This is a genomic window from Acinetobacter sp. ANC 4805 (assembly GCF_022549495.1).
Lineage (GTDB): Bacteria > Pseudomonadota > Gammaproteobacteria > Pseudomonadales > Moraxellaceae > Acinetobacter.
On the sequence record NZ_JAKZGD010000001.1, the window covers coordinates 1 to 25,620 of the forward strand.

Below are 25,620 nucleotides of genomic sequence, written 5' to 3' on the forward strand. Positions count from 1 at the left end.
TATCGAAACAGAAGAAAACGATTTGGTTTAAGGATGAATTTAATTGCTGGGCTGATTAACTGGATGAGTCAAAATTAACTTTCGCAAGAGATCTATTTTAGAAAGTTTAAGAAAAATTCCTATTGAATTTGAAAAAACTAAAACTGCTTTTATGACTTGGAAAAGCGAAGATAAAGAATGGGAAGGAAAATATATATCGAATCCTGAAGGCTATTTAGATTTTGAGACAATGGAGTTGAGTAGCGTAAGTGTGGAAATTATAATATGGCCTAATCAAGGGGGAATTAGTGGTACTATTGTTAGCCCTTATATTTGTAAAGAACTGCCTTTCCTAAAATATGCACAATTAAGAGGTAACGTAAACTTTTTTAATTCTAATAAAGCTGAAGTTGAGGTATGGGATCATATAAGCGGAAAACAAGTCATATTAGGTAAACTACTTTTAAGTAAAGTGGATAGTATTTTGATAATTAAAAATATTAGTCCAAGTTTATTATTAAATAACGAAATTCGCTTAGCTAAAGATCCAAATTTAGCAAAAGATGAAATTAACCCAGACTATGATTTTTGCTCGAAAAATATTAGTTCATAAATTATATTGTGATAAAAGGTTAGCTATATGAAACTCAATTCTTTCTCTCTACTCCCTGAAGATGATGACGAACTGCATCTTCCTGAGCTTGTCTATTGGGCATCACTGGGTGAAGTAGAACAAGTTGAACAATTATTATTGGCTGGTACAGACCCAAACCAAACTGATGACGAAGGCTATAGTGCATTACAAGCAGCTGCTGAGAATGACAATTTAACTGTGGTGAAGCTACTTGTGAGTAAAGGTGCAAATGTTGCTTATAAAGGCGAATACACTGCGCTGCAGCTTGCTGAAATGGCAGAAAATACCGATGTGGTTGTGTATTTAAAAAGTCTTTGAGTTGTGTATAAAAATGACAGATAAAAAAGAAGCCCCATCATCCTGACGGGACTTCTTCATATTCAGTTTATGTCGTTGATATCCTATTAACGACCACGTCCTGTGTATGTTTTTATTCTCAATGAGACTTCTTGTCTCTCTATAATTTGTATGATAGGTGAAAATCTTAGGTTGGGATATTCGCCTATCGCTGCGATAGTTGTAGGTTTTGGCTTACAGCAATTTTGAGCGATGTAATCATAAATAATAAAAAACGGAATCAAAAGATTCCGTTTTTTTAACTTCATCTGGATTTAGAAATGAACATCTAAACCGATATAAGGACCTTTAAAATTAAATTTAAGATCATTTTTTTCGTAGTCATCTAATTTAATATCTAAGATACGGTAGCCAGCTTTCAAGCCCACATCGACCAATAGATTATCAATAAAGTTATATTGTAATTCGGCTTGAGCATCGGTGATCTTGGTATCATTAAAATTACTATATAACAATTCACCTTTGGCACTTAGACCTGTAAATGGCAGTTTTACTCCAGCTGATCCATAGATCACAGGAACGGTTTTATCAATATCCGTTTTGCTTAAGCCTAGTGTTTTCACATCACCATTTAAACTGGTTGCACCTAGACCAATATCAGCATTTACCACATTGTCCAAAATTTCATAATATAAAATGAAATCGGTATGGTCGATATTCAAGTCATAGACTGGTTGTCCTGCGACTTCTTTTTCTGTCTGTGACTTTAAATTCACATAGCGAATTTTTGCATTTGGAATCAATGGAATCGGGTGTTCAAATGCAAGAGAGACCTGTGCAGAACCTTTACGATCAAGGTCCTGATCTGGTGCAGATGTTTGTGCAGCCATATTGGTTTCACCGTTGTAATTCCAATAACTAAGATCGCCTTTTACACCAATCATATCCGCTTGTGCTAAACCACACAGGCTTGTCCCTAAAGCTAAGATTGATATTTTTAATATTTTCATTGGATTGTCCTAATACATATCAAAAAGCGTAATGAATTGTTGTGAATTCATCAGTGATTGGGCAAATCATATAGTGATCTCAGAAAATATACAGTAGTCTAATTTTAAATTTTGAGAATGGAATGAAGAATAATGACTGATGTATGCGATGTTGTGGATTATCCATTGTATGTTGCAGGGAAAGCAGTAACGACAGGTCAGTGGTTAGAAGTTCATGATAAATATAGCAATACGGTCTATGCTCGAGTTGCGTTAGCAGATGAAAAAGTGTTGGAAAAAGCAATTTCTACTTCAGTTAAAGCTGAGGTAGATATGGCGACTCTTAAGCCATTTCAGAAACAGAAAATTCTATTGCATTGCGTTAAACGTTTTAATGAATTACGTGAAGAATTGACAGAAATATTGATTGCTGAAGGTGGTAAGCCACGAGGTGCAGCCAGTGCAGAAGTGGAGCGTTTGATTAATACCTTTCAATTGGCTGCTGATGCGGTAACGCAACTTGATGATGGTCATCTGTTGCCTTTAGCTGTGACAGCCGCAGCATCACGTTACCGAGGGATGGTTAAGCATGTGCCGATTGGAGCAGTTTCACTGATTAGCCCCTTTAATTTCCCTTTAAATCTGGTGGCACATAAGATCGCCCCTGCGATTGCAGCAGGTTGTCCATTTGTATTAAAACCTGCGAGTTTGACACCGATCAGTGCATTAATGATTGCCAATGTTTTGGCGGAAACTGATTTACCCAAAGGCTCATGGTCAGTGTTGCCTTGTGATCGGCAAGCAGCAGATATTCTGGTGACAGATGATCGTTTTAAATTATTGAGCTTTACAGGTTCTGATCAAGTGGGTTGGGATATGAAAGCGCGTGCAGGTCGCAAGAAAGTCACTTTGGAACTCGGCGGTAATGCCGCAGTTCTAATTGATGCCGATACTGTCATTGATGATGCATTAATTGATCGTTTAATTAGTGCCGCTTATGGGCATGCAGGTCAGGTCTGTATCAGTGTACAGCGGATTTTAGTTCATGCAGATCTTTTTACAGATGTAAAAAAGAAGCTCATCGCAAAACTGAAAAAAATTAAAGCAGATGATCCAACTCTCAGCACGACGTTAGTAGGCCCGATGATTAAGGAGGCAGAAGCCATCCGCTTGAAGAAATGGATTGATACGGCGGAGAAAAAGGGCGCAAAAGTTCTAGTAGGAGGGAGTTTACAAGGCATCTTGTTTGAACCTACTTTGTTAGAGGATGTCGATGCCAAGTTAGAAATTTATAAAGATGAAGCGTTTGGCCCAGTGGCAATTTTAGAAAAGTTTAAGGATTTCGAGCAAGGTATTACCACAATCAATCAAAGTCGTTTTGGTTTACAGGCAGGTGTGTATACGCAAAATCTGAATAAAATGCTGTATGCATGGGATCATTTACATGTGGGTGGTGTCATTATTAATGATGTACCCACGTTCCGTGTTGATAATATGCCTTATGGTGGTGTAAAGGACTCAGGTTTAGGTCGAGAAGGCATTCATTCTGCAATTCGGGATATGCAAGAAGAACGTTTGCTTGTGATTAAAGAGATATCGTGATGAAAGGGTGGAGGCTTATTCTACTGGCTGTGTGTATGGTCTGGAATATGTCGGTAGCGGCATTTTCCTCACAGCAACTTGTAACTGATGCGAAGAAACAAATCGGTGTCACCAAATATTATGATCCAGCGTATACGCGCTTAAGTTATCCCATGGGGGATGTTCCTCTGATTAAAGGAGTATGTACAGATGTGGTCGTACGATCGCTCCGACAACAAGGTATCGATCTACAACAAAAGATCCATGAAGATATGCGTAAGCATTTCAAAGTTTACCCGAATAAATGGGGGCTCAAAGCACCTGATAAAAATATTGATCACCGCCGAGTGCCCAACATTGCGACTTATTTTCAGCGACAAGGCTATCAAGTCACTGACCAAAATTACCGTATTGGGGATATTGTGACTTGGGATTTAGGGCAAGGATTAGTGCACATAGGTATTGTTTCTGACAAAAAAAGTTTCTTTCAGAAAACACCGTTAATTTTACATAATATTGGTCGTGGCACTGAAGAGTCGGATATTTTATTTCAGTATAAGATTACAGGGCATTATCGAATTAAAAAATAAATGCCTATTTAATGTGATTAAGTGGCTTACATTTTTATCAATTGATAAATTTATAAGCCACTTCTTCGATTGAGCTGAAAAATAATCAATTGTGTTGAAATTAGCGATGAACGGCAGAATTTATCTGCATAATTTACAGTAAAAAGAAATAAAAACAGGTATTGTTCGGCTATTAAAAAGCAGAAAAACACAATCTGATCTTTAAGGAAGATGGTTTGGTTTTTGCTTGTTTGTTCATGAAAATAAGAGGCCCACAAGGTTGAAATTTCATGCAAGCAAAACAAGATTTTTACGGTACTTTTCATGTCTGTTGGATAATAAAACCTAACGCAGTATGAAAAACGCCAGTGTATATATTTAGGTGTCTTATGACAGATTCTCGTGAAAACTGGACATCACGATCTGGTTTTATTATTGCAGCCGTTGGTTCGGCTGTCGGTTTAGGTAATATTTGGCGTTTTCCTTATGTTGCCTATGAAAATGGTGGTGGTGCGTTTCTTATTCCGTATTTACTCGCACTAATCACGGCTGGTTTACCCTTATTATTTTTAGATTATGCGACAGGACACCGTAGTACGGGTTCTCCTCCCAAAGCGTATCGTGCTTTATTTAAAGGTGGTGAAACGCTGGGTTGGTGGCAAGTCTGTGTGTGTATCATTATTGGTTTGTACTATGCCAGTGTTCTCACGTGGGCAGGAAGCTATATTTACTTCTCAATTGGTCAGGCGTGGGGAAGTGACCCAGAAAGTTTCTTCTTTAATACCTACTTACAGACATCGAAAGCATCTGGTTTCGACTTTCAGTTTGTAAGCCATTTATTGTGGCCAATTGTCGGGATTTGGACACTGACCTTAGTGATTTTGTATGGTGGCGTTAAAAAAGGTGTTGAACTATCAAATAAGATTTTCATGCCTTTGTTATTTGTCCTGTTCACTGTTTTGGTGATTCAATCATTGCGTTTACCTGGAGCTGCTGAAGGTTTAAATGCATTTTTCACCCCGAACTGGTCTGCGATGATGGACTATAAAGTGTGGTTAGCCGCTTATGGGCACACTTTCTTCTCATTATCTGTTGGCTTCGGAATCATGGTGACATATTCCTCTTATTTAAAGCCGAAAACCAACTTAACAGGTTCGGGTCTGATCGTTGGTTTTGCCAATGCTTCAACTGAAATCTTGGCGGGTATTGGTATTTTTGCAGCATTGGGCTTCATGGCACATGCGGCAGGCAAAGAAGTACAAGACGTCGTCAGTGGTGGTATTGGTTTAGCATTTATTGCATTTCCAAAAATCATTTCAAGCTTGGGTGCAGGTGCGGATTTATTCGGTCTATTGTTCTTCTCTTCGCTTTTTGTCGCAGGTATTTCTTCCATGGTCAGTATCTTGGAAGTACCGATTGCAGCGATGCAAGATAAGTTAAAATGGAGCCGTAAGAAAGCAGTTACCATCATTGGTGGTGGTAGTGCATTCGTTTCAGTCATCTTATTCTCAAGCGTAAATGCGATTAAACTGGTTGATATTGTGGATCACTTTATCAATAACATTGGCATTATTGGTGGTGCATTATTATCAATCATCAGTGTGGCTTGGTTTAAGCGTTCTGCTTTAATTGAACTTCGTGATCATGTGAACCGTATTTCGACGATTCAATTGGGTAAAGGTTGGGATTTCACTTTAACCGTGATTACTTCGTTGATTCTATTAACGACATTGAGTATGACCGTGTTTAACTTGGTGAAAAATGGTTACGATACGTATAGCATGAGTTTACAAGGCATCTTTGGGTGGGGCAGTGTGATTTTCTGTGCTGTCGTTGCAGTCGTACTCAGCAAAATGAAAGATCGCTAGGAGAGCAGTTATGAATACTTCAGCAATCGTGATGATGATCATTTCAATGGTGTTTTTATGGGGCGGACTTGCTTTGTCGATTCTGCACTTAATGAAACATCCAGAAGAGTTAGATGACGTTTTAGAAGAAGTCAAAGATCAGCATACGCTTTAAAATAGATTCAAAAAAAGCAGGCTTCAAAGCCTGCTTTTTTATTAGCCTAATTTCTTAATCTGACAATAGTAGAAACCATCGCCAGATTGTGCAGTTGGCAATAATTGACGACCATAGGTCTGTTCAATACCCCAATCTGCATTGATTTTGATTTCTTCTGCATTGGCATGTTCGGCGAAGAATGCCACCATTTGCTGTTCATTCTCAGTTTTTAGAATCGAACAGGTGATATAGAGTAAAGTGCCACCAACTTTAAGCTGCTGCCACATGTTTTGCAAAATTTGCTGTTGTAGGGCAGCCGTTTGCGCGATATCAGTCGATTGTCTTAGCAAGCGAATATCTGGATGGCGACGAATCACGCCTGTTGCAGAACAGGGTGCATCTAGCACAATACAGTCCACAGTTTCTTGCGCCTGCCAAGTGGTGGCATCTGCGGTAATAATCTCAACATTATCTTGATCTAAGGCAAGGCGTTCTAAATTTTCAGAAACTCGCAATAAACGTTTGGCATCATGATCAAGTGCAATCAGTTTTTTCGGGTTAAAGCGCTCAAGAATGTGTGCTGTTTTACCCCCTGGTGCAGCACATGCATCGACAACCACTTGGTCATCTAGATTGGGTAGAAGCATCGCGCACAATTGTGCATGTTCATCCTGAACAGAAAAGCCACCTTCTTCGAAACCAGGTAAATGGGTAATATTGCCTGTTTGTTCCAGAACAATACCAACATCTGAAAGTGTGCAAGGACGAGCATCAATCTGTTCTTCGTCCAAAATCTCTAAATATTCGTTACGACTAACTTGGCGTTCATTGACGCGCAGGGTCAGTGGTGCGACTTGTTTTAAATTTTGACAGATTTCATCAAATTGATCAGGCCAATCCTTTTTAAGCCGTTTGAACAACCAGCTTGGTAAACCATGCGTATTATTCAAAGCGGTTTGAAATTCAGATGTTTCACGTGAAACACGACGCAGAATGGCATTGACCAAACCACTCATTGGTTCGAAACCAAGTTGCTTAGCAGCATTTACAGTTTCAGAAATCGCAGCATGTACAGGAATACGGGTACATAAAATTTGATATAAACCAAGATATAAACAACTTTCTAGTGCTTCATTGTCTAATGGTTTCGTGAGCAATGGTAAGGTAATTGCTTTTAAAGAATACCACTGACGTAGACAGCCTAAAGTAAGTTCGTGATATAAGCCACGGTCACGTTCAGAAACTATATTGATATGTTGATTCAAAACGGAAGCTAATGATTGCCCATTTTGAACGGCTAAAAGTGTTTTGATTACTTGGGCACGTAAGTTTAATTGATTTTTATTCATAGCAGCATTTGCCCTACCTGTAATTTCTGAGTTTGTGCAATTTGTAGGGGATTAAGTGCTTTACCACCTGACCATTGCAAACTAGTTAAGCAAACGGAAGTGTTTTCAGCACATGCCACATGAACGCCTTGTTTATCAATCTCAATAATTTCGCCCAATTGAGCATCCGTTTTGCTGTGTTCAGAAAGTGTCGAGTTCCAAACACGTAGTGCATTGTTTTCATCAAGCTGAATAAAAGCGACAGGCCAAGGATTGAAAGCGCGAATATTGCGATCAATCTGAATCGCATTTTGTGTCCAATCAATGCGGGCTTCAGCTTTGACGAGTTTGTGCGCATAAACCGTGAGAGCTTCATCTTGAACTTCACGTTTTTCGATAAAATCCTGCAAGCTTTGTTCAGATTCGAGTACGGTACAAATTGCTTCTGCGCCTTGAACTGCAAGCTTATCATGCAGCGTTGCAGAGGTATCTTCAGCAGTAATTGGGCAATAGGTTTTATACATCATATCGCCAGTATCTAAACCTGCCGCCATTTGCATGATGGTAATACCCGTTTCAGTATCACCTGTCGCAATGGCACGTTGGATGGGTGCGGCACCACGCCAACGAGGCAGTAAAGAGCCGTGAATATTTAAGCAGCCATATTTAGGTGTATCTAACACTGCTTGCGGCAAGATTAAACCATAAGCAGCAACGACCATGACATCTGCACCTAAAGCAGCGAGTTGTTGTTGAGCTGCTAAGCCTTCTTCAGTAGAAGCTTTGAAATGTAAAGGTTGATAAACAGGTAAGCCGTGTTCAATTGCGAGTTGTTTTACAGGAGAGGGTGTTAATTTTTGCCCACGTCCTGCTTTACGGTCAGGCTGAGTATAAACAGCAATAATCTGGTGTGATGTTTTTAATAATGCCGCCAATGCAGTTGCTGCAAATTCAGGCGTACCAGCAAAAATGATTTTCAATCGGGTCAGCTCTTCAAAATAAATCAATCCGTTTTTGATTATATCAAAGTCCTAAACTGAAAAGGTCAGTCGAAATTGAGAAAGGATACGCAGATTACATAAAAAATGTGCAAAATGAACATTTTTATGTATAATTCGATTCAAGCGCTTTGCGTCGCGCGAAAAAAGGTTTTTGCGAGTCACGTCTACTGCAACAACAGTATTTGAATTATGGCTTTGGGACGATTATTTATAGCAGCCATATTCTTATTTAAGTGCACTAAGCAAAATAATGATTTTTCAATAAAAATAGGTGAATGTATGACAAGTAAAGAATTGGCTTTGGGCAGTGTAATTAGTCTGCTTTTGATGTTGGCGACCGTGATCACACGATTACTAGAAGCATATGCATTGGTCTAGTATTCAGCATTTTATTTAGCGGAAAATTCCAGAATTTCTTGAGGAAATGAAGGTCTCATCCAGTATGCCAACAGGGAACAGAGCTAAAAAGATCTGAAAGTAGGTCATCTGTTAAACGATGACTTGTAGTATGATGGAAACAGCTCAGTATCATTTCGCCAGAGAGAATCTCCTATTCTTCTCGAGCACACACTTGTTGGGAATCAAAAATGCCTGATTATCGTTCTAAAACATCAACACATGGAAGAAATATGGCTGGCGCGCGCGGTTTATGGCGTGCGACAGGTATGAAAGATGAAGATTTTGGCAAACCAATTATTGCGGTGGTCAATTCATTTACCCAATTTGTTCCGGGGCATGTGCATCTTAAAGATTTAGGGCAGCTGGTTGCACGAGAAATTGAAGCTTCTGGCGGTGTTGCGAAGGAGTTTAATACCATTGCAGTCGATGATGGTATTGCAATGGGTCATGATGGGATGCTGTATTCACTTCCATCACGTGATTTGATTGCCGATTCAGTCGAATATATGGTGAATGCACACTGTGCTGATGCAATGGTGTGTATCTCGAACTGTGACAAGATCACACCGGGAATGTTAATGGCTGCGATGCGCTTGAATATCCCTGTGGTATTTGTGTCAGGCGGTCCAATGGAAGCAGGTAAAGTCAAGTTCCGTGGTAATGAAAAAGCCATTGACCTTGTTGATGCCATGGTGGTTGCAGCAGACGAAAGCTACACGGATGAAGAAGTTGAAGCATTTGAACGCTCAGCTTGCCCAACGTGTGGTTCATGTTCAGGGATGTTTACAGCAAACTCAATGAACTGTTTAACTGAAGCTTTGGGTCTATCTTTACCAGGTAATGGTTCAATTGTGGCAACGCATGCCAATCGTGAAAAATTATTCTTAAAAGCGGGTCGCTTAGTGGTTGAACTAGCGAAACGTTATTATGAACAAAATGATGACAGTATTTTGCCACGCTCAATTGCAACCAAAGCCGCTTTTGAAAATGCGATGACACTTGATATTGCAATGGGTGGTTCAACCAATACAGTATTGCATTTACTGGCGGCTGCACACGAAGCAGAAGTTGATTTCACTATGGATGATATCGACCGTTTGTCTCGTCAAGTTCCTGTATTGTCAAAAGTTGCACCAGCAAAACAAGACGTACATATGGAAGATGTGCATCGCGCAGGCGGTATTATGGCGATCTTAGGTGAACTAGATCGCGCTAATTTATTGACGACATCATGCCCAACCGTCCATGAACCGACGCTGAAAGATGCTTTAGACAAGTGGGATATTATCCGTACTGAAGATGCAGACGTTTATGAATTTTATCGTTCATCACCAGGTGGTATTCCAACGCAAGTGGCATTCTCACAAAACCGTTATTACTCAACTTTAGATGGTGACCGTGAGAAAGGTGTGATTCGTAGTGCTGAACATGCCTTCTCTAAAGATGGTGGCTTGGCAGTACTTTACGGTAACATCGCTTTAGATGGCTGTATCGTGAAAACTGCGGGTGTAGATGAGTCTATCCTGAAATTTACGGGTACAGCACGCGTTTTTGAAAGCCAAGATTCAGCAGTTGAAGCGATTTTAGATCATAAAATCGTTGCAGGCGATATTGTTGTGATTCGCTATGAAGGTCCACGTGGTGGGCCGGGTATGCAAGAAATGTTATATCCAACCAGTTACTTGAAGTCGAAAGGTTTGGGTAAGGACTGTGCATTGATTACTGATGGTCGCTTCTCTGGTGGTTCTTCAGGTTTATCAATTGGTCACGTGTCTCCAGAAGCAGCGGAAGGTGGTGCAATTGGTCTGGTTGAAGATGGTGATACTATCCAAATCGATATTCCGAATCGTACCATTCACCTTGATATTGACGATGCGACAATGGCACATCGCCGTACTGTTCAGGAAGCGAAAGGTTGGCATCCTGTAGAAGAACGTAAACGCAAAGTTTCTAAATCATTGAAGATTTACGCATTGCATTCAACCAGTGCAGCGAAAGGTGCAGTACGCGTTTTGTAAACTTTCGCCAAGCAATCATGTTGATCATCCCTCTTTATTACGATAAAGAGGGACTTTTTTCTAATTTTATAAGATACTCAATATACTTATTTGCTCACTTACTAGAATGTAAGTTAGAGAAAATTTATCCATTTATAAACGTATAACCATTAGAGGCTATCGACATGTCTTTGCTACGTCGTTGGTTTGATCCCATCCGATCGAGTTGGTTCTATCAAAAACCTTCCCGTCAGGCGGTGTTACCTACGGAACAGGGTTTAAGCATTTACCTGCGTCTAGACGATGTTTATAGTTATCTTGCAGTACAGCAGCTTGATCAGCTCAATGAAATCTTGAGTGATGAACTCAAACCCTTAAAAGTGATTATTTCAAGGCAGGGTGCTGAACCTCCGAATGGCATGTCTAAACAAGATTGGCAAAACTATTGTTTAAATGATGCCAAAATTCTCGCTAAGCAGCATCGTTTTGGTTTCGATGAAGCCCCTGAAATACCCAGTGCAGAAGCATTACAACAAGCAGAAATCATTCTAAGAAATACGCCTTTAAGAGAACAAAATTTTTTACATTTACTCGAAGACGTATTCCATATGTTATGGCAACAACAATATGGCAAATTACGTACTTTGTATGCAATGGCAAGCCAACGTCAAGCCCCTCAAGATTATCCAGAACGTATCTTTAAAGATGTACCTGTTGCAGCCAGTTATTTCGAATTTGGCGAACGTAAATATCAAGCAGTTGATGATTTATTACGTCTGACACGTCGTTTAAAACAACAAAAATTACTGACAGGAAACCCAATTTTTCTGATCAATCATATCGAATGGCGTGAGCATTTGATTAATGATGGTGAGGCACTGGCTGAAGTACAAGCCTTACATCCAGAATTAGATTTGTATATTGCACTTGAAGATCCAATGAGTTGGCTACTCTTGGCTTATATCAGAGAAGAACTTGCCAATTATTATAATATCCAGTTGAAAGTCTATCCATTAAGTTATCACGGGCGTGACTGGTTCGATTGGAGTTTGGCAACACGCGTATCGAAACGAACACAGGTCGCATTTACACCATTTTGCCGCCCAACGAAAGAAGCGACTTATGAAATGGCGAAGCTATTTTATAGTGCTACAGAAGCAGAACAGGTTGATTGCATTCATGAGATTTTGGAGGGTGTTTGGACGCGTGGCAAAGATCTTTCTTTCAAAACACATTTTCAACGGATGCAAAAGCGTTTAGCGATCGAACAAATAACAGAACAAGATGTGGGTGCTCTACTTAAACAAAATGATGCTTTGTGCCAGCAAAAACATCAGCCTGATTTCCCTGTACTGGAATTACGCATAGATGGGCAAAGTTATGTATTTAATAGCTTGTATCGGGTTTGGATGATTGAAAGTATCATTAGTAATGTACTTGAAGAAAAATATAAACAAGAGAGTGAAGAATAGTTGATTTTCCTCAATAAAAAGCTTGAATAGGAATTGCCTGAAAAAACTAATAAATAGGAAATAAAGATGGGAACTTGGTCACATGAACCATTTGGGAATGACACGGCAAATGATTGGGCTTACGAATTAGAAGATGCGATTGATTTTTCAGTCATTGAAGCTACTTTACAGACGGCATTGGATGAAGGGCAGGAATATCTTGATGCAGATATTGCGATGGAAGCTCTAGCTGCGATAGAAGTGCTTGCCAAGAGTCTGGGTCATGGTACTCAAACAGATGTTTATACTGAGAAAGTAGATGAGTGGCTTGAGTCAGTTTCACTGAAACCAAGCGCAGATTTATTACTACAAGCTCAGCAAGTCCTTGTTTTGGTTTTGTCTGATCAGTCTGAATTAAAAGATTTATGGCAGGAAGCGGATGATTATGAGATTTGGTTAGCCAGTATCCAACAGCTCAAAGATGCGCTTCATTAAGTACATCGAAGAATAAAAAAGGCAGCCTTAGCTGCCTTCCATTTTTTAGTTTTTGTCTTTTAAACTGAATAACAAGTTTAAGAAAATTGCCGCAAAAGTCGCGGTTCCAATCCCACCCAAGTTAAAGCTACCAAACAATAATTCAAAGTTACCTGCACCGAGAATAATAGTCACAGATGCCACGATCAGGTTTTTATTATTGGAGAAATCGACTTTATTTTCGATCCAAATTTTAGCACCTGCAATAGTGATTAAACCAAATACCACAATCGAAGCACCCGTCAAAACGGCGGTCGGAATTGTACTAATCACGGCTCCAAATTTTGGTGACAGACCCAAGAAAATTGCAAACACACCTGCAATCACAAACACAATGGTTGAGTAAACCCGAGTGACTGCCATCACCCCGATATTTTCACCATAAGTGGTCATCCCTGGTGCGCCTACACTTCCAGATAAAGTCGTTGCAAGACCATCAGCAACAAAAGCTTTACCCAGTTGTGGTGTAAGATCTTCGCCTGTCATTGCACCGACTGCTTTGATATGCCCTAAATTTTCAGCCACTAAAATTAAGGCAACAGGTGCAATAATTAAAATTGCATTCAGATCAAAAGTTGGGTGTGAAAAAGTTGGGATACCAAACCAAGGTGCGGCTGCGATTTGTGAGAAATCAATCGGTTTACCAAAACCTAAAAGATTAGTGGTGATCGCATAAATTGCATATGCCATCAATAGACCGACCAATAGTAACAAGCGCTGTAATAGACCTTTGGTAAATACGGCGATGATGCCCATACTTAAAACAGTGATCAATGCCATCCACATTTCAAAAGGCTGTCCAGCAACGCCTTTAATAGTAACGGGTGCAAGGTTGAGACCAATAATCATCACCACAGCACCTGTGACGACAGGTGGCATCAATTTTTCAATCCAGCGTGTTCCTGTCAGCATTACAGCAAAGCCGATCAAGGCATAAAAAATACCACAGGCAACAATGCCCCCAAGCGCAACGGCTAGATTTGGGTTAGCACCTGATCCTGTAACGTGACCTGTCGCTGCTGCAACGACACCAATAAAGGCAAAACTTGAGCCTAAATAACTTGGAACACGTCCACCTGTGATCAAGAAGAAAATAATGGTACAAATCCCTGACATTAAAATGGCAAGGTTCGGGCTAAAACCCATGAGGAGTGGTGCAAGTACAGTGGCACCAAACATTGCAAATGCGTGTTGTACCCCTAATACCGCACTTTGTAAGGGCGGTAAATATTCGTTTGTCGCAACAGGGCGATGATCAATCTTTCCCTGATACGGCTGCCATTTTGGAAACCAATTTGACATAGATGAGACTCATTATGTGATATCAGTGGGTATAATACCTTGTCTTAAAATGTGCTTTCATCTATTGATCTTTGAGAATGTAGTTAGATAATCCGTTGAAGTTTAATATTTTTACCTTTTGGTAAAATATATTTTAAAATAAACTATCGTATTTATTATTTATTTTTTTCTAAATTATTTGAAAAGTTAACTATCTTATTTAAAAAAATATTTTCTAATTTTTTTAGAAAAATGGAATATTTTGCCAATTTTGCCATCAACATCTGTGATTTATGTTGATGGCAAGGTTCTTATTTAGCCGGTATTGCGCAAACCTGCGGCAATCCCTGCAATACTCACCATTAAAGCATGATCGACAGGGCTATGCTCGGTTTGATGCTCGGCTAAATATAGACGACGGCGTTTCATCAGCTCTGCCTGTAATAAATGCAGAGGCAATAAATATGGTTTACGCACCTGCATGGATTGATCCAATACTTCATTATTACTCAGAAGTTTAGATTCACCTTTGAGACGTAGCAACGTATCGACGGCATTTTGCAAGCGTTGGCGTAGCTCAATCCCTAGAACTTTTAAGTCCTGATCTTGGGTGAGATGAGATTCATAGTATAATGCAATGTCTGCATCGGATTTGGATAATACCATTTCCAGCATATCAATTAAGGTTTGGAAATAAGGCCACTGTTCGAGCATCTCATTTAAGGTATTTTTGTGCTGCTCATGTACCTGATTAATTGCAGTGCCTGTACCGAGCCAAGCAGGCAGCATCAAGCGAATTTGTGTCCATGCAAATACCCACGGAATTGCACGTAACGATTCAATTCCACCACTGACTTTGCGTTTGGCTGGACGTGAACCCAGTGGCAGCATTTGCAACTCCAGTTCAGGCGTAACGGTACGTAAATAGCGAACAAAATTGGGGTTTTCACGCACAGTTTGGCGATAGACCTGTACCGATAAATCAGTCATTTGATTCATCAAATCACGCCATTGTTTCTTTGGCTCTGGGGGGGGCAATAACGTAGCTTCTAAAGTTGCCGCTGTATAGATTTCCAAATTTTGTAGTGCGATGCCTTCTAAACCAAATTTAAATCGAATCATTTCACCTTGTTCAGTGACACGAATTGCACCTGAAATCGAACCTGGTGGTTGAGAGAATAGCGCTTGTTGTGTGGGCGCACCGCCACGACTGATCGAACCCCCACGACCATGAAATAGCGTTAATTGCACGTCATGTTGTTTGGCGACCGCCGTTAGTTCTTCTTGAGCGCGGTATTGTGCCCAGTTCGCCGACATAAAGCCTGCATCTTTCGCAGAGTCCGAATAGCCAATCATCACCTCATGTTTGCCTTGAATATGCTGTTTGTACCAATGCATATTGAATAAGGTACTCATGGTTTTGGCTGCGCCGTCGAGATCCCTTAATGTTTCAAATAATGGCACGACACGAAGGGGATGCTGAATGCCTGCTTCTTTTTGCAAAAGCAGCACAGCTAAGACATCACTCGGATATTCTGCCATCGAAATAATATAAGCACCCAAGCTCTCGGTAGGCTGTTCTGCTAAAGTGCGCATGGTGGCAAACACTTCCAAAACATCAGGATGTTGAATCAAGCTGCCTTCTGGTTCATTGAGAAACTTAGGTAATAACGGACGTTTGCTTTGTAGTTCTTGAATGAGGAAGTTCTGACGGGCTTGCTCCGTCCACGATTCAAAGTTACCCAAACCTAAATATTCGGTAATGGCTGAAATGGCTTGACGATGTCGTCCTGATTCTTGGCGAATGTCGAGTTTGAGTAATTCAATCCCGAAACAATTTACACGATAAATAAAATCGAGCAATTGCCCATTGGCGATTTCAGCTAAGTTACTGTCGATCAGTGAGCGATAGCACAACAAGAGTGGTTGTAGTAATTCATCTTTATTTCGAATGATCTGGCTATCATCGGCTTCTAAGCCTTGCAAGCGTTGCCCCAAACAATAACGAGTTGCTTTTAAGCGTTCACGGGTTTCGCGTAAATATTCACGATAGGGTTCAGGATGTTCGTAGCCGAGTGCTTGAGTGAGTTCATCAGAGCAGCTCTGGATGGACAGTTCCCAACGCAGATTTTCAATATCACGCAGATATAAATCAGCAGCTTGCCAACGCGATAACCATAGTACTTCTTGGGTCACTTGATGGGTCACATTTGGATTACCATCACGGTCACCCCCCATCCATGAGGCAAAGCGAATGGGTGCAATATTGAGTGGCAAATGCTGTTCACAATGTTGTTGGGTGAGTTCATTCAACTCACGAATAAACTTGGGTACAGCATTCCATAAGGTTTGTTCAATGGTGGCAAAGCCCCATTTCGCTTCATCGACAGGGGTTGGACGATGTTGGCGAATTTCATCAGTTTGCCATGCCGAGCTGACCAATTGTTTCAGTGTGGCAAGGGTGTGTTGACGCTCACGTGGGGTGAGTTTTTGTTGATCGAGTTGAGAGAGACAGTCTGTAATATCATCATATTTTTGAATTAAGGTACGACGGCTGACTTCGGTTGGATGTGCTGTCAGTACCAATTCAATTTTTAAATCACAAATTTGCTGGAAGAGTTGTTGTTGACTGATCTGTTCTGTTTTGAATTTCTCAAATAAATGTGACAAAGGATTTGGACTAGGTGTATGGTCATCAAACTCAGCCCGACGACGATTACGTACCACATGATATTGTTCTGCGATATTGGCGAAATTAAGGAAATGTGAAAATGCACGGGTCAGTGGCAAAATTTCTTCATCTTTCAAGCCGAGAAAAAGTTGTTCTAGCTGTTTTTCTGCTTCAATTTGACCGTCACGAGCGCCTTTGGCTAATGCACGGATTTGCTCAATTTGATTAAACAAATCTTGCCCAGCATGTTGCTTTAAGGTCTCTCCGAGTAAGTTGCCCAATAAACGGACATCTTCACGTAATGGAGCTGTGATTTGTTGAATCATTCTATTTCTCCTCATGGTCTCATTTGACTATAGCGCGATTGAGAGACAATCCAAGTGGAGAACGTAAATAAATGTGAATTTTATCTAATTTTTAGGTTGATATTTAAGCAAAAAAAATTCCATTGCTTGTTCAATCATCTGTTCGATTTCAATTGTTGTGGGCACAGGATCTAAACCAAGCAAGACTTTATGATGACGTATTCCTAGCATCAATGACATGATGAGATCAGTCAGTTTAAGTGGCTCATCTGCCTGAATGAATTTAAATGCGATCGCCTGCTCAAAAAAATCACACCAAACATTACACATTCGCGTATGTGACGCATCAAAAAATTGTTGTGTAAGTGGACTTTGTTCAGCGGCAAGTTCAAACAAGAGACAGTCTAATTTAAGCGCCTCAGGCAAATAAATAATGCTTAAGGCTCGATGACACATTAAATATAGCGCTTGCCTAAAATCGGACTCAGCTGTCAGTTCAAATTGTTTTGCTCGAATCGATTCTTCACAGCTTTCTTCAATGGCGCAGATAAATAAGTTGGCTTTATCTTGAAAGTGGTTATAGACCGTCAGTTTAGTGACGCCAGCAGCTTTGGCAATTTGATTCATATTGGTCGCGTGGTAGCCCATTTTTAAAAAAATAGATTTCGCAGCCTGTAAAATCTTGGCTCTCTTTTCTAAATCTTTAGGACGACCACTGTGAATTTGCACGTTACCATTCTCTTTAATTCAATTAAAAATCAGAATGCTAGATTTATTTTTTAATTAGTGTACTCATGAGTATATTAATTAAAAAATAAACAATCTATCATAATGTTCATATTGTGCCTTAAAAAATCAATTTGAATAAGAGCGAAACAGAGATGAATCTGCTAAATCATGTAATTGTGGGGTTGCTCGTACTCAGCAGTGTCACTTTAACGGCATGTCAAAAAGAGGTTCCCAAGACAGAGGAAATTCCTTATGTCATGGTGACGCAGCCGAATACGAATCATATCGATCAAAAAAGTTATGCAGGCGATGTTCAAGCCAAGCAACAAACTGCATTGGCATTTCGTGTCGGGGGGCAAATTACCGAACGTTATGTCGATGTGGGTGATCGGGTCAAAGTCGGACAGGTTCTGGCTAAACTAGATGTCAAAGACGCACAATTGCAAATGAACGCTGCCAAAGCGCAATTGCAAAGTGCTGAAGCCGCAGCAAAAATTGCAGCTGAAGAATACCAGCGTTATCAACAGTTATTACCCGTCAATGCGGTGAGTCGCTCACAATTTGATGTGGTGAAAAATCAGTATGAATCTGCGCAAGCAGCTTTACAGCAAGCACGTTCTAATTATGAAGTGTCTTCAAATCAAACGGGCTATAACCAACTTATTTCGAATAAGAATGGGGTGATTACACAACGTCAAATAGAGGTTGGGCAGGTCATCGCAGCAGGGCAACCTGCCTATCAACTCGCAATTGAAGGCGAGCGAGAAGTCGTGTTTGGCGTACCTGAGCAAGCCGTTAGCAGTATTAAAGTGGGACAAGCTGCTTGGGTTACGCTGTGGTCTCAGCCTGACGCTCGTTTTGCGGCGAAAGTTCGTGAAGTGTCACCTGCCGCAGATCAATCTCGAACCTTCACGGTTAAAGTTTCATTATTGGAAGGGCAATCTAGCATTCAGTTGGGTCAAAGTGCGCGAGTACTTTTTGTCGCAAATGAAAATAATGTATTGAGTGTGCCTTTATCCAGTGTCACTGCCAATAATCAACAAGCGTATGTTTGGGTGGTCAATGCCAATCAAACCTTACGTAAAGTCCCTGTGACGTTGGGCACTTATGGACGTGATAGTGTACCGATCCTTTCAGGTTTGAAAGCTTCAGACTGGGTCGTGGTCGGTGGTGTGCATCTATTACGTGACCAGCAAAAAATTCATCCTGTAGATCGTGATAATCGCGAAGTCACCGTTAAAACGGGAGGTTAAGCATGAAATTTAACCTTTCAGAATGGGCGCTGAAGAATAAGGGCATTGTTCTGTATTTTATGCTGTTACTCGGCATTGTCGGAATTATGTCTTATTCCAAGCTCTCACAGAGTGAAGATCCTCCCTTTACTTTCAAAGTGATGGTGGTGCAGACCTATTGGCCGGGTGCGACAGCCAAAGAAGTGTCGACACTTGTTACCGATCGTATTGAAAAAGAATTGATGACCACGGGTCAGTATGATCGCATCATGGCGTATTCACGCCCTGGTGAGTCGTTGGTGACCTTTGTTGCGAAAGATAGTTTGCCATCGAGCCAGATTCCTGATATTTGGTATAACGTCCGTAAAAAGGTCAATGATGTACGTTCACAGCTACCAAGTGGCGTGCAAGGGCCATTTTTTAATGATGAATTTGGCGATACCTTCGGGAATATTTATGTCCTGACGGGCAAAGATTTTGACTATGCGGTAATGAAAGAATATGCCGATCGTTTGCAACTACAATTGCAACGGGTCAAAGATGTCAGCAAAGTCAATCTCGTTGGTCTGCAAGATCAGAAAATCTGGATTGAATTATCCAATACTAAAGCTGTTCAGCTCGGTGTACCCGTTACTGCAATTCAGGAAGCGATTCAAAAGCAAAATGATATGGCAGGTGCAGGTTTCTTTGAAACAGGTACTGACCGTATTCAAATTCGTGTCAGTGGGCATTTACATAGTGTCGATGACCTGAAAAAAATGCCGTTGTTGGTCGGGAATAAAACCATTCAATTGGGTGATGTTGCCGAAGTCTATCGTGGTTTCAGTGAACCTGCTCAGCCACGTATGCGTTTCATGGGCGAGAACGGCATTGGGATTGCGGTGTCGATGCGCAAAGGTGGAGACATCATTGCACTGGGCAAAAACCTAGAAACTGAATTTAATAGCTTACAAAAGAGCTTACCTTTGGGCATGAAACTGCAAAAGGTTTCAGATCAGCCTGTAGCGGTGCAACGCAGTATTCAAGAATTTTTAAAAGTTCTGGCTGAAGCGGTGATTATCGTTTTACTGGTGAGTTTCTTCTCGCTTGGTTTCCGTACAGGGCTGGTCGTTGCATTGTCGATACCGTTGGTACTGGCGATGACGTTTGCAGGGATGAGCTTATTTGATGTAGGGCTACACAAGATTTCTTTGGGTGCATTAATTCTTGCACTTGGTTTGTTGGTTGATGATGCCATTATCGCCGTTGAAATGATGGCGATTAAAATGGAGCAGGGTTACAGTCGACTGAAAGCCGCAGGCTTTGCATGGCAAACTACCGCTTTTCCAATGTTGACAGGAACGCTGATTACCGCAGCAGGTTTCCTCCCAATTGCTACAGCTCAATCAGGCACAGGTGAATATACTCGTTCTATTTTCCAAGTGGTCACGATTGCATTGCTTGTGTCATGGATTGCTGCGGTTTTATTCGGACCTTATTTGGGCGAAAAGTTACTGCCTGATTTCACCAAACAAAATCAAAAAGCGGCATGGTATTTACGCTTATGGGCAAGATTACGCAAGCAACCTGAACCTGTCGTGGAAGCACATGGTCAGCATCATGACCCGTATCAGTCGAAATTTTATCAATCTTTTCGTGGTATTGTTGAAGTCTGTATTACCTACCGTAAGACAGTGATTGCAGTGACCGTTGGCATATTTGTGTTGTCAGTGGCGATGTTTAAACTCGTTCCACAACAATTTTTCCCACCATCAAACCGTGCGGAAATTTTGGTTGATTTAAAATTAGAAGAAGGTGCATCACTGGCTGCGACTGAACAGGCTGTACATAAGGTTGAGCAATTTCTTGCGAAACAAAAAGGGATTGATAACTATGTGGCCTACGTCGGTACAGGATCACCACGTTTCTACTTACCTTTGGATCAACAGCTTCCACAAGCCAGTTTTGCCCAATTTGTAGTGTTGGCATCGTCTTTAGATGATCGTAATGAAATTCGCCGTTCTTTAGAGACGCAAATTAAGCAGCTCTTGCCACAAGTGCGTACCCGTGTGTCCTTACTTGAAAATGGCCCACCTGTTGGTTATCCATTACAGTATCGTGTGTCAGGTGAAGACTTAAGCACAGTACGTCAATGGGCGCAGAAAGTGGCTAAAGTCCTCAGTGAAGACCCAAATACCACCAATGTTCATTTAGATTGGGGTGAGCCAAGTAAAATTATTGCGATTGAAATTGACCAAGACCGTGCCCGTCAAATGGGTGTTTCTAGTGTTGATTTAGCGAATTTTCTGAATGCTTCGGTAACAGGCTCAGTGATGAATCAATATCGTGAAAAACGTGAGTTGATTGAGATTCGCCTACGTGGTGATAAAACTGAACGTGCAGAAGTGGCTTCTTTGGCAAGCTTAGCTGTGCCAACCACCAAAGGAACAACCGTACCTTTGGCACAGATTGCAAAAATTGAATCACGCTTTGAAGAAGGCTTGATTTGGCATCGTAACCGCCTACCAACGATTACTGTTCGTGCCGATATTCGAACCAATCTACAGCCTGCAACCGTAGTTCAGCAGTTAGCAGATAAAATACAAACTTTACGTGCGGATTTACCAAATGGCTATTTGCTTGAGGTGGGGGGTACGGTTGAAGAGTCTGCAAAGGGTCAAAATTCAGTGAATGCCGGTATGCCATTGTTCTTGGCTGTGGTGATGACCTTATTGATGATTCAATTACGTAGCATGTCACGTGCAACGATTGTTCTGCTGACAGCACCACTTGGTTTAATCGGGGTGGTTGCATTCTTACTCTTGTTTAATAAACCGTTTGGTTTCGTGGCGATGCTTGGGACGATTGCATTGTCAGGGATGATTATGCGGAACTCACTGATTCTGATTGATCAAATTGAACAAGATATTCAGGCAGGGTATGCGCCGTGGGATGCGGTGATTGGTGCAACCATGCGCCGTTTCCGCCCAATTGTATTGACGGCATTGGCTGCGGTACTGGCAATGATTCCATTATCACGCAGTATTTTCTTTGGTCCAATGGCAGTTGCGATTATGGGTGGTTTGATTGTTGCGACTTTACTCACCTTATTTTTCCTACCTGCATTGTATGCAGCGTGGTTTAGAGTGAAGAAAGCAACACCGCTATCGTAATTATTTTGTGAATAAAGGTGCGAAATATTGAAAATTTCAATATAGTAGCACCTATATTTGAAGACCAAAAAATAATTGAATTTTATTGCTTAACTAGTTTGGCAAAATGCGGTGAATGAGGTGATATAGAGCATGGGGCAAGACAATATTGAGCAGCATCGCCGTTACGTGGCGATTTCTTATGTGTTCATGTTTCTTGCATTATTTACAATCGTGTTTGCAGTGTTTGCATACCTATTAGCACGAAAAGTTGCGATTGTGGATAATGCTGAAGTATGGATTCATGCACATGCCCTCTGGATCATGCGTAACGTGCTGTTATTTATCATGATCGTTTGCTTTGCGTCACTCTGGTTTATTCCGTTGTTCTTTTTTGCATGGGACAGCGCATTATGGGTAACAGGCATGACCGTTGCAGGTGTAATTTTTAGTGCAATCGCATGGTTATTCTTACTGAATGCATGGCTCAAAGGTCTTGCTAAGTATTTTAAAAATAAAGCGGTATTCTAATTTTATCGCTTTTTTATTGTGCGAGACCTTGTAAATTTAGAGTAGTGCCCTTATTAAGGCTCTGTTGACTTTTTTATTACTGAAGTCAGCAGAGCCTATTTGTTTTTTTAGATTTAAATAAATTCCGTGAGGAGCATCGCCAACCATGGCTAAACGTGATTATTATGAGGTTTTAGGCGTTTCGAAAACCGCAAGTGATGATGAGATTAAAAAAGCCTATCGTAAGTTGGCGATGAAGTATCATCCAGATCGTAACCCAGACAATGCTGAAGCAGAAGATAAATTCAAAGAAGCTGCGGAAGCTTATGAAATCCTGTCTGATGGTGAAAAGCGCAGTATGTATGATCGTGCTGGTCATAGTGCTTTTGAAGGTGGTTTCGGCGGTGGTGGTGGCTTTGGCGGTGGTTTTAGCGCTGAAGACATTTTCAGTCAGTTTGGCGATATTTTTGGTGGTGCTTTCGGTGGCGGTGGTCGCCAACAGCAACGTCAACGCCGTGGCTCAGACCTTCGCTATGTGATGGAATTGACGCTTGAAGAAGCCGTCAAAGGTGTAAAAAAGACCATTACTTTTACTGCACCGGCACCTTGTGATGCCTGTGATGGTAAAGGTTCTAAGAATCCAAATGATGTTGAAACTTGTCGTACCTGTCATGGTGCGGGTCAAGTGCGTATGCAGCAAGGTTTCTTCTCGGTTCAGCAAACCTGTAGTACTTGCCGTGGTCAAGGCAAAATGATTAAGAATCCATGTAACACTTGTCATGGTTCAGGTGTTGCAGACCGTCAACAAACGCTTGAAGTCACTATTCCAGCAGGCGTGGATAATGGCGATCGAGTACGCTTAACTGGTAAAGGTGAAGCGATTCGTGATGGTCAAGCAGGTGATTTATACGTTGAAGTCGTGGTTCGTGAACACGAAGTCTTCCAACGTGATGGCGCTGACTTGTATATGGATGTGCCTGTGAGCATTGCTGATGCTGCTTTAGGCAAAGAAATTGAAATTCCGACCCTTGATGGTCGTGTTAGTTTAAAAATTCCTGAAGGTACACAAACAGGTAAATTATTCCGTTTACGTGGTAAGGGTGTTCGCCCTGTACGTAGCAGTATGGTCGGTGATTTATTGTGCCGTATTGTGGTTGAAACCCCTATCAATTTAAACAGCCGTCAGCGTGAATTGTTGAAAGAGCTACAAGCTTCTTTTGATGGTGATGGTCATGCTTCATCGCCAAAGAAAAAATCATTTTTTGATCGTCTATTCGATTAATTGATGCTGAGAAAAAACCTGCTTCGGCAGGTTTTTTTATGGGAATTTTTTAGCGTATGCACAGAGTTTTGCTATAGTAGCGAGATTGTTTAAATAAAAGACTGGGAAAAATTATGTCAACTTCTCCACGCATTGGGATCTTGGGTGCAGGCGGACGCATGGGGCGTATTCTGATTCAAGCGGTACAACAAGCAGGCTATCAACTTGCAGCAGCAGTTGAACGTCCTGAAAGTAGCTTAGTGGGTGCCGATGCGGGTGAGCTTGCAGGTGTGGGAAGTCTTGGGGTTAAGGTTGTTGGCAGTTTAAATGAAGTGTTAAAAGACTGTGATGTGGTCATTGATTTTACTGCCCCTGTTGCCACTGAACAGCACTTGAAGTTATGCCGAGAAGCGGGTGTGGCAATGGTGATTGGTACCACAGGCATGAATGATGAACAAAAAGCATTCCTCGATGAAACAGCAACTCAAACACCCGTTGTCTATGCTGCAAATTATTCAGTCGGTGTAAACGTTTCAATCAAGTTATTGGAACTGGCTGCAAAAGTCTTTGGTGATACTGTGGATATTGAAATCATCGAAGCACACCACCGCCATAAAGTTGATGCGCCATCAGGTACAGCATTTATGATGGGTGAGGCGATTGCAGATACTCTAGGTCGTAATTTGAAAGAAGTTGCGGTATATGGACGTGAAGGCTATACCGGTCCACGTGATCGTCAAACGATCGGTTTTGAAACCATTCGTGGTGGTGATATCGTGGGTGAGCATACAGTAATGTTTATTGGTGAAGGGGAACGTGTTGAAGTCACTCATAAAGCCACCAATCGTATGAATTTTGCTTCAGGCGCTGTTCGTGCGGCTGCATGGGTTGTTGGTCGTGAAGCACGTAAATATGATATGAAAGATGTTCTTGGCTTTAACGAGATTGAAGTTTAATCTTTCTTTTTTCGATGAAAGAGCTTGTTGGGCATCTAAACAAGATGCTGTTCAAACAAGCTCTCACAATGACTAAAACAATTGAGCATGACATGAATAAAAAGCATATTGTTCTTGCTGCACTGTTAAGTGCGACCAGCTTGGCTACTAGTGCCGCAGAAGCACCTAAACTGAGTTTACATCGTAATAATATTAAAGTTTGGACTTACCAAACAGAAAATAATCCTGTTTTTCAATATAAAGCAGAAACCACTTTTGATGTGCCATTAGAACGCGCTGTTGCTGTGGTACTGGATGTTGAACGTACGCCACAATGGGTACCTTATGTTGCGAAAGCACAACTGTTGTCTCGTGATGAAAAGAAAGGCGAATTTACCCTATATATGTTGTTGGATTTTCCGTTTCCTTTAAAAGACCGAGATGTGGTGATTAAAGGTAAAATGATTAAAAATGCAGATGGTAGTATTAGTATTAAAAATAGTACAGTGAAGAATAGTTATCCTGAACAGCCTGATGTGATTCGTCTAACTCAGTATACGGGTGATTGGACATTTCAACGGCTCGCCAATAATAGAGTCAAAGTTATGACCAGTGGCTACGCTGATCCAGCAGGTTCGATTCCACTCAGTTTTGTGAATATGTTTGTACAGCAACAACCCTATCAAATGCTGATGAAGATGAAGAAAGAGATATACAATCCTTTGTATGCTCAACCTAAGTTGCCTGATATTTTGAAATAAACAGATTGATTGATTATAAGAAAGCGGCTTTTATGCACTAA

The 25,620-nt window shown here is 41.0% G+C and carries 21 protein-coding genes; 15 read left to right on the plus strand and 6 right to left on the minus strand.

All coding sequences use genetic code 11. The annotated features are described in order from the left end of the window. Nucleotides 1-151: 151 nt before the first annotated feature. Nucleotides 152-592 carry a hypothetical protein gene (locus tag MMP60_RS00005; RefSeq protein WP_241334413.1) on the plus strand — a complete coding sequence of 147 codons (441 nt, stop codon included), beginning with the start codon at nt 152-154 and terminating at the stop codon, nt 590-592. Nucleotides 593-619: 27 nt separating this feature from the next. Then, complete coding sequence (locus tag MMP60_RS00010) at nt 620-931, plus strand: ankyrin repeat domain-containing protein (RefSeq protein ID WP_241334414.1); 312 nt, start codon at nt 620-622, stop codon at nt 929-931. A gap of 293 nt (nt 932-1,224) precedes the next feature. Here MMP60_RS00010 and MMP60_RS00015 read toward each other — a convergent pair whose 3' ends face one another. After that, nucleotides 1,225-1,920 carry a TIGR04219 family outer membrane beta-barrel protein gene (locus tag MMP60_RS00015; protein ID WP_241334415.1) on the minus strand — a complete coding sequence of 232 codons (696 nt, stop codon included), beginning with the start codon at nt 1,918-1,920 and terminating at the stop codon, nt 1,225-1,227. 132 nt (nt 1,921-2,052) lie between these two features. On the opposite strand from MMP60_RS00015, the gene MMP60_RS00020 reads away from it, so the two are divergent. The 4 genes from MMP60_RS00020 to MMP60_RS00035 all read left to right on the plus strand — a co-directional run bounded on the left by MMP60_RS00020 (nt 2,053) and on the right by MMP60_RS00035 (nt 6,071). Continuing rightward, nucleotides 2,053-3,501 carry an aldehyde dehydrogenase family protein gene (locus MMP60_RS00020; RefSeq protein ID WP_241334416.1) on the plus strand — a complete coding sequence of 483 codons (1,449 nt, stop codon included), beginning with the start codon at nt 2,053-2,055 and terminating at the stop codon, nt 3,499-3,501. Next, nucleotides 3,501-4,070: a DUF1287 domain-containing protein gene (locus tag MMP60_RS00025; RefSeq protein WP_241334817.1), complete on the plus strand. Its 570-nt coding sequence runs from the start codon at nt 3,501-3,503 to the stop codon at nt 4,068-4,070. The genes MMP60_RS00020 and MMP60_RS00025 overlap by 1 nt, the downstream gene beginning before the upstream one ends. A gap of 368 nt (nt 4,071-4,438) precedes the next feature. Beyond that, nucleotides 4,439-5,917, plus strand: coding sequence for a sodium-dependent transporter (locus MMP60_RS00030; RefSeq protein WP_241334417.1), 1,479 nt, complete (start codon nt 4,439-4,441; stop codon nt 5,915-5,917). 10 nt (nt 5,918-5,927) lie between these two features. Then, a complete protein-coding gene (locus MMP60_RS00035; RefSeq protein ID WP_241334418.1) occupies nt 5,928-6,071 on the plus strand; it encodes a methionine/alanine import family NSS transporter small subunit in 144 nt (47 codons plus the stop codon). Nucleotides 6,072-6,112: 41 nt separating this feature from the next. Here the strand turns inward: MMP60_RS00035 and rsmB are convergent, their stop codons facing one another. Both rsmB and fmt read right to left on the minus strand, forming a co-directional pair. Then, a complete protein-coding gene (rsmB, locus tag MMP60_RS00040; protein WP_241334419.1) occupies nt 6,113-7,402 on the minus strand; it encodes a 16S rRNA (cytosine(967)-C(5))-methyltransferase RsmB in 1,290 nt (429 codons plus the stop codon). Then, a complete protein-coding gene (fmt, locus tag MMP60_RS00045) occupies nt 7,399-8,361 on the minus strand; it encodes a methionyl-tRNA formyltransferase (RefSeq protein WP_241334420.1) in 963 nt (320 codons plus the stop codon). The genes rsmB and fmt overlap by 4 nt, the downstream gene beginning before the upstream one ends. 608 nt (nt 8,362-8,969) lie before the next feature. Here fmt and ilvD point away from each other — a divergent pair. The 3 genes from ilvD (at nt 8,970) to MMP60_RS00060 (ending at nt 12,724) form a co-directional block, all read left to right on the plus strand. Next, nucleotides 8,970-10,799 carry a dihydroxy-acid dehydratase gene (gene ilvD / locus MMP60_RS00050; RefSeq protein ID WP_241334421.1) on the plus strand — a complete coding sequence of 610 codons (1,830 nt, stop codon included), beginning with the start codon at nt 8,970-8,972 and terminating at the stop codon, nt 10,797-10,799. Nucleotides 10,800-10,963: 164 nt separating this feature from the next. Continuing rightward, a complete protein-coding gene (locus MMP60_RS00055; RefSeq protein WP_241334422.1) occupies nt 10,964-12,250 on the plus strand; it encodes a hypothetical protein in 1,287 nt (428 codons plus the stop codon). 66 nt (nt 12,251-12,316) lie between these two features. Next, entirely contained in the window at nt 12,317-12,724 is a 408-nt protein-coding gene (locus MMP60_RS00060; RefSeq protein WP_241334423.1) for a DUF4259 domain-containing protein, read from the plus strand. A 45-nt stretch (nt 12,725-12,769) separates the two neighbouring features. Here the strand turns inward: MMP60_RS00060 and MMP60_RS00065 are convergent, their stop codons facing one another. The 3 genes from MMP60_RS00065 to MMP60_RS00075 all read right to left on the minus strand — a co-directional run bounded on the left by MMP60_RS00065 (nt 12,770) and on the right by MMP60_RS00075 (nt 17,749). After that, nucleotides 12,770-14,065, minus strand: coding sequence for a solute carrier family 23 protein (locus tag MMP60_RS00065; protein WP_018678778.1), 1,296 nt, complete (start codon nt 14,063-14,065; stop codon nt 12,770-12,772). 294 nt (nt 14,066-14,359) lie between these two features. Continuing rightward, nucleotides 14,360-17,041, minus strand: a complete 2,682-nt coding sequence (gene ppc / locus MMP60_RS00070; RefSeq protein WP_241334424.1) for a phosphoenolpyruvate carboxylase — start codon at nt 17,039-17,041, stop codon at nt 14,360-14,362. A gap of 84 nt (nt 17,042-17,125) precedes the next feature. Next, nucleotides 17,126-17,749, minus strand: coding sequence for a TetR/AcrR family transcriptional regulator (locus tag MMP60_RS00075; protein WP_241334425.1), 624 nt, complete (start codon nt 17,747-17,749; stop codon nt 17,126-17,128). 152 nt (nt 17,750-17,901) lie between these two features. Here MMP60_RS00075 and MMP60_RS00080 point away from each other — a divergent pair, with 152 nt between their 5' ends. From MMP60_RS00080 to MMP60_RS00105, 6 genes are all read left to right on the plus strand, one after another. Then, complete coding sequence (locus MMP60_RS00080; protein WP_241334426.1) at nt 17,902-19,002, plus strand: efflux RND transporter periplasmic adaptor subunit; 1,101 nt, start codon at nt 17,902-17,904, stop codon at nt 19,000-19,002. A 2-nt stretch (nt 19,003-19,004) separates the two neighbouring features. After that, nucleotides 19,005-22,133: an efflux RND transporter permease subunit gene (locus MMP60_RS00085; protein ID WP_241334427.1), complete on the plus strand. Its 3,129-nt coding sequence runs from the start codon at nt 19,005-19,007 to the stop codon at nt 22,131-22,133. Nucleotides 22,134-22,265: 132 nt separating this feature from the next. Next, on the plus strand, nt 22,266-22,643 hold the full coding sequence (locus tag MMP60_RS00090) for a hypothetical protein (protein ID WP_241334428.1): 378 nt from the start codon (nt 22,266-22,268) through the stop codon (nt 22,641-22,643). A 145-nt stretch (nt 22,644-22,788) separates the two neighbouring features. Then, nucleotides 22,789-23,904 carry a molecular chaperone DnaJ gene (dnaJ, locus tag MMP60_RS00095; protein WP_241334429.1) on the plus strand — a complete coding sequence of 372 codons (1,116 nt, stop codon included), beginning with the start codon at nt 22,789-22,791 and terminating at the stop codon, nt 23,902-23,904. A gap of 113 nt (nt 23,905-24,017) precedes the next feature. Then, the gene (dapB, locus tag MMP60_RS00100; RefSeq protein WP_241334430.1) at nt 24,018-24,839 is read left to right on the plus strand and encodes a 4-hydroxy-tetrahydrodipicolinate reductase; all 822 of its coding nucleotides are present in this window, start codon (nt 24,018-24,020) and stop codon (nt 24,837-24,839) included. Nucleotides 24,840-24,931: 92 nt separating this feature from the next. Then, nucleotides 24,932-25,579: an START domain-containing protein gene (locus tag MMP60_RS00105; RefSeq protein WP_241334431.1), complete on the plus strand. Its 648-nt coding sequence runs from the start codon at nt 24,932-24,934 to the stop codon at nt 25,577-25,579. Nucleotides 25,580-25,620: the final 41 nt, after the last annotated feature.

Bases quoted from the DNA above. Each gene is read 5' to 3' on its own strand.
- MMP60_RS00090 (WP_241334428.1), top strand. From the start codon at position 22,266: ATGGGGCAAGACAATATTGAGCAGCATCGCCGTTACGTGGCGATTTCT.
- dnaJ (WP_241334429.1), top strand. From the start codon at position 22,789: ATGGCTAAACGTGATTATTATGAGGTTTTAGGCGTTTCGAAAACCGCA.
- MMP60_RS00005 (WP_241334413.1), top strand. From the start codon at position 152: ATGACTTGGAAAAGCGAAGATAAAGAATGGGAAGGAAAATATATATCG.
- MMP60_RS00085 (WP_241334427.1), top strand. From the start codon at position 19,005: ATGAAATTTAACCTTTCAGAATGGGCGCTGAAGAATAAGGGCATTGTT.
- MMP60_RS00010 (WP_241334414.1), top strand. From the start codon at position 620: ATGAAACTCAATTCTTTCTCTCTACTCCCTGAAGATGATGACGAACTG.
- ppc (WP_241334424.1), bottom strand. From the start codon at position 17,041: ATGATTCAACAAATCACAGCTCCATTACGTGAAGATGTCCGTTTATTG.
- rsmB (WP_241334419.1), bottom strand. From the start codon at position 7,402: ATGAATAAAAATCAATTAAACTTACGTGCCCAAGTAATCAAAACACTT.
- MMP60_RS00015 (WP_241334415.1), bottom strand. From the start codon at position 1,920: ATGAAAATATTAAAAATATCAATCTTAGCTTTAGGGACAAGCCTGTGT.
- MMP60_RS00030 (WP_241334417.1), top strand. From the start codon at position 4,439: ATGACAGATTCTCGTGAAAACTGGACATCACGATCTGGTTTTATTATT.
- MMP60_RS00055 (WP_241334422.1), top strand. From the start codon at position 10,964: ATGTCTTTGCTACGTCGTTGGTTTGATCCCATCCGATCGAGTTGGTTC.
- ilvD (WP_241334421.1), top strand. From the start codon at position 8,970: ATGCCTGATTATCGTTCTAAAACATCAACACATGGAAGAAATATGGCT.
- dapB (WP_241334430.1), top strand. From the start codon at position 24,018: ATGTCAACTTCTCCACGCATTGGGATCTTGGGTGCAGGCGGACGCATG.
- MMP60_RS00035 (WP_241334418.1), top strand. From the start codon at position 5,928: ATGAATACTTCAGCAATCGTGATGATGATCATTTCAATGGTGTTTTTA.
- MMP60_RS00065 (WP_018678778.1), bottom strand. From the start codon at position 14,065: ATGTCAAATTGGTTTCCAAAATGGCAGCCGTATCAGGGAAAGATTGAT.
- MMP60_RS00080 (WP_241334426.1), top strand. From the start codon at position 17,902: ATGAATCTGCTAAATCATGTAATTGTGGGGTTGCTCGTACTCAGCAGT.
- MMP60_RS00105 (WP_241334431.1), top strand. From the start codon at position 24,932: ATGAATAAAAAGCATATTGTTCTTGCTGCACTGTTAAGTGCGACCAGC.
- MMP60_RS00025 (WP_241334817.1), top strand. From the start codon at position 3,501: ATGAAAGGGTGGAGGCTTATTCTACTGGCTGTGTGTATGGTCTGGAAT.
- MMP60_RS00020 (WP_241334416.1), top strand. From the start codon at position 2,053: ATGACTGATGTATGCGATGTTGTGGATTATCCATTGTATGTTGCAGGG.
- MMP60_RS00060 (WP_241334423.1), top strand. From the start codon at position 12,317: ATGGGAACTTGGTCACATGAACCATTTGGGAATGACACGGCAAATGAT.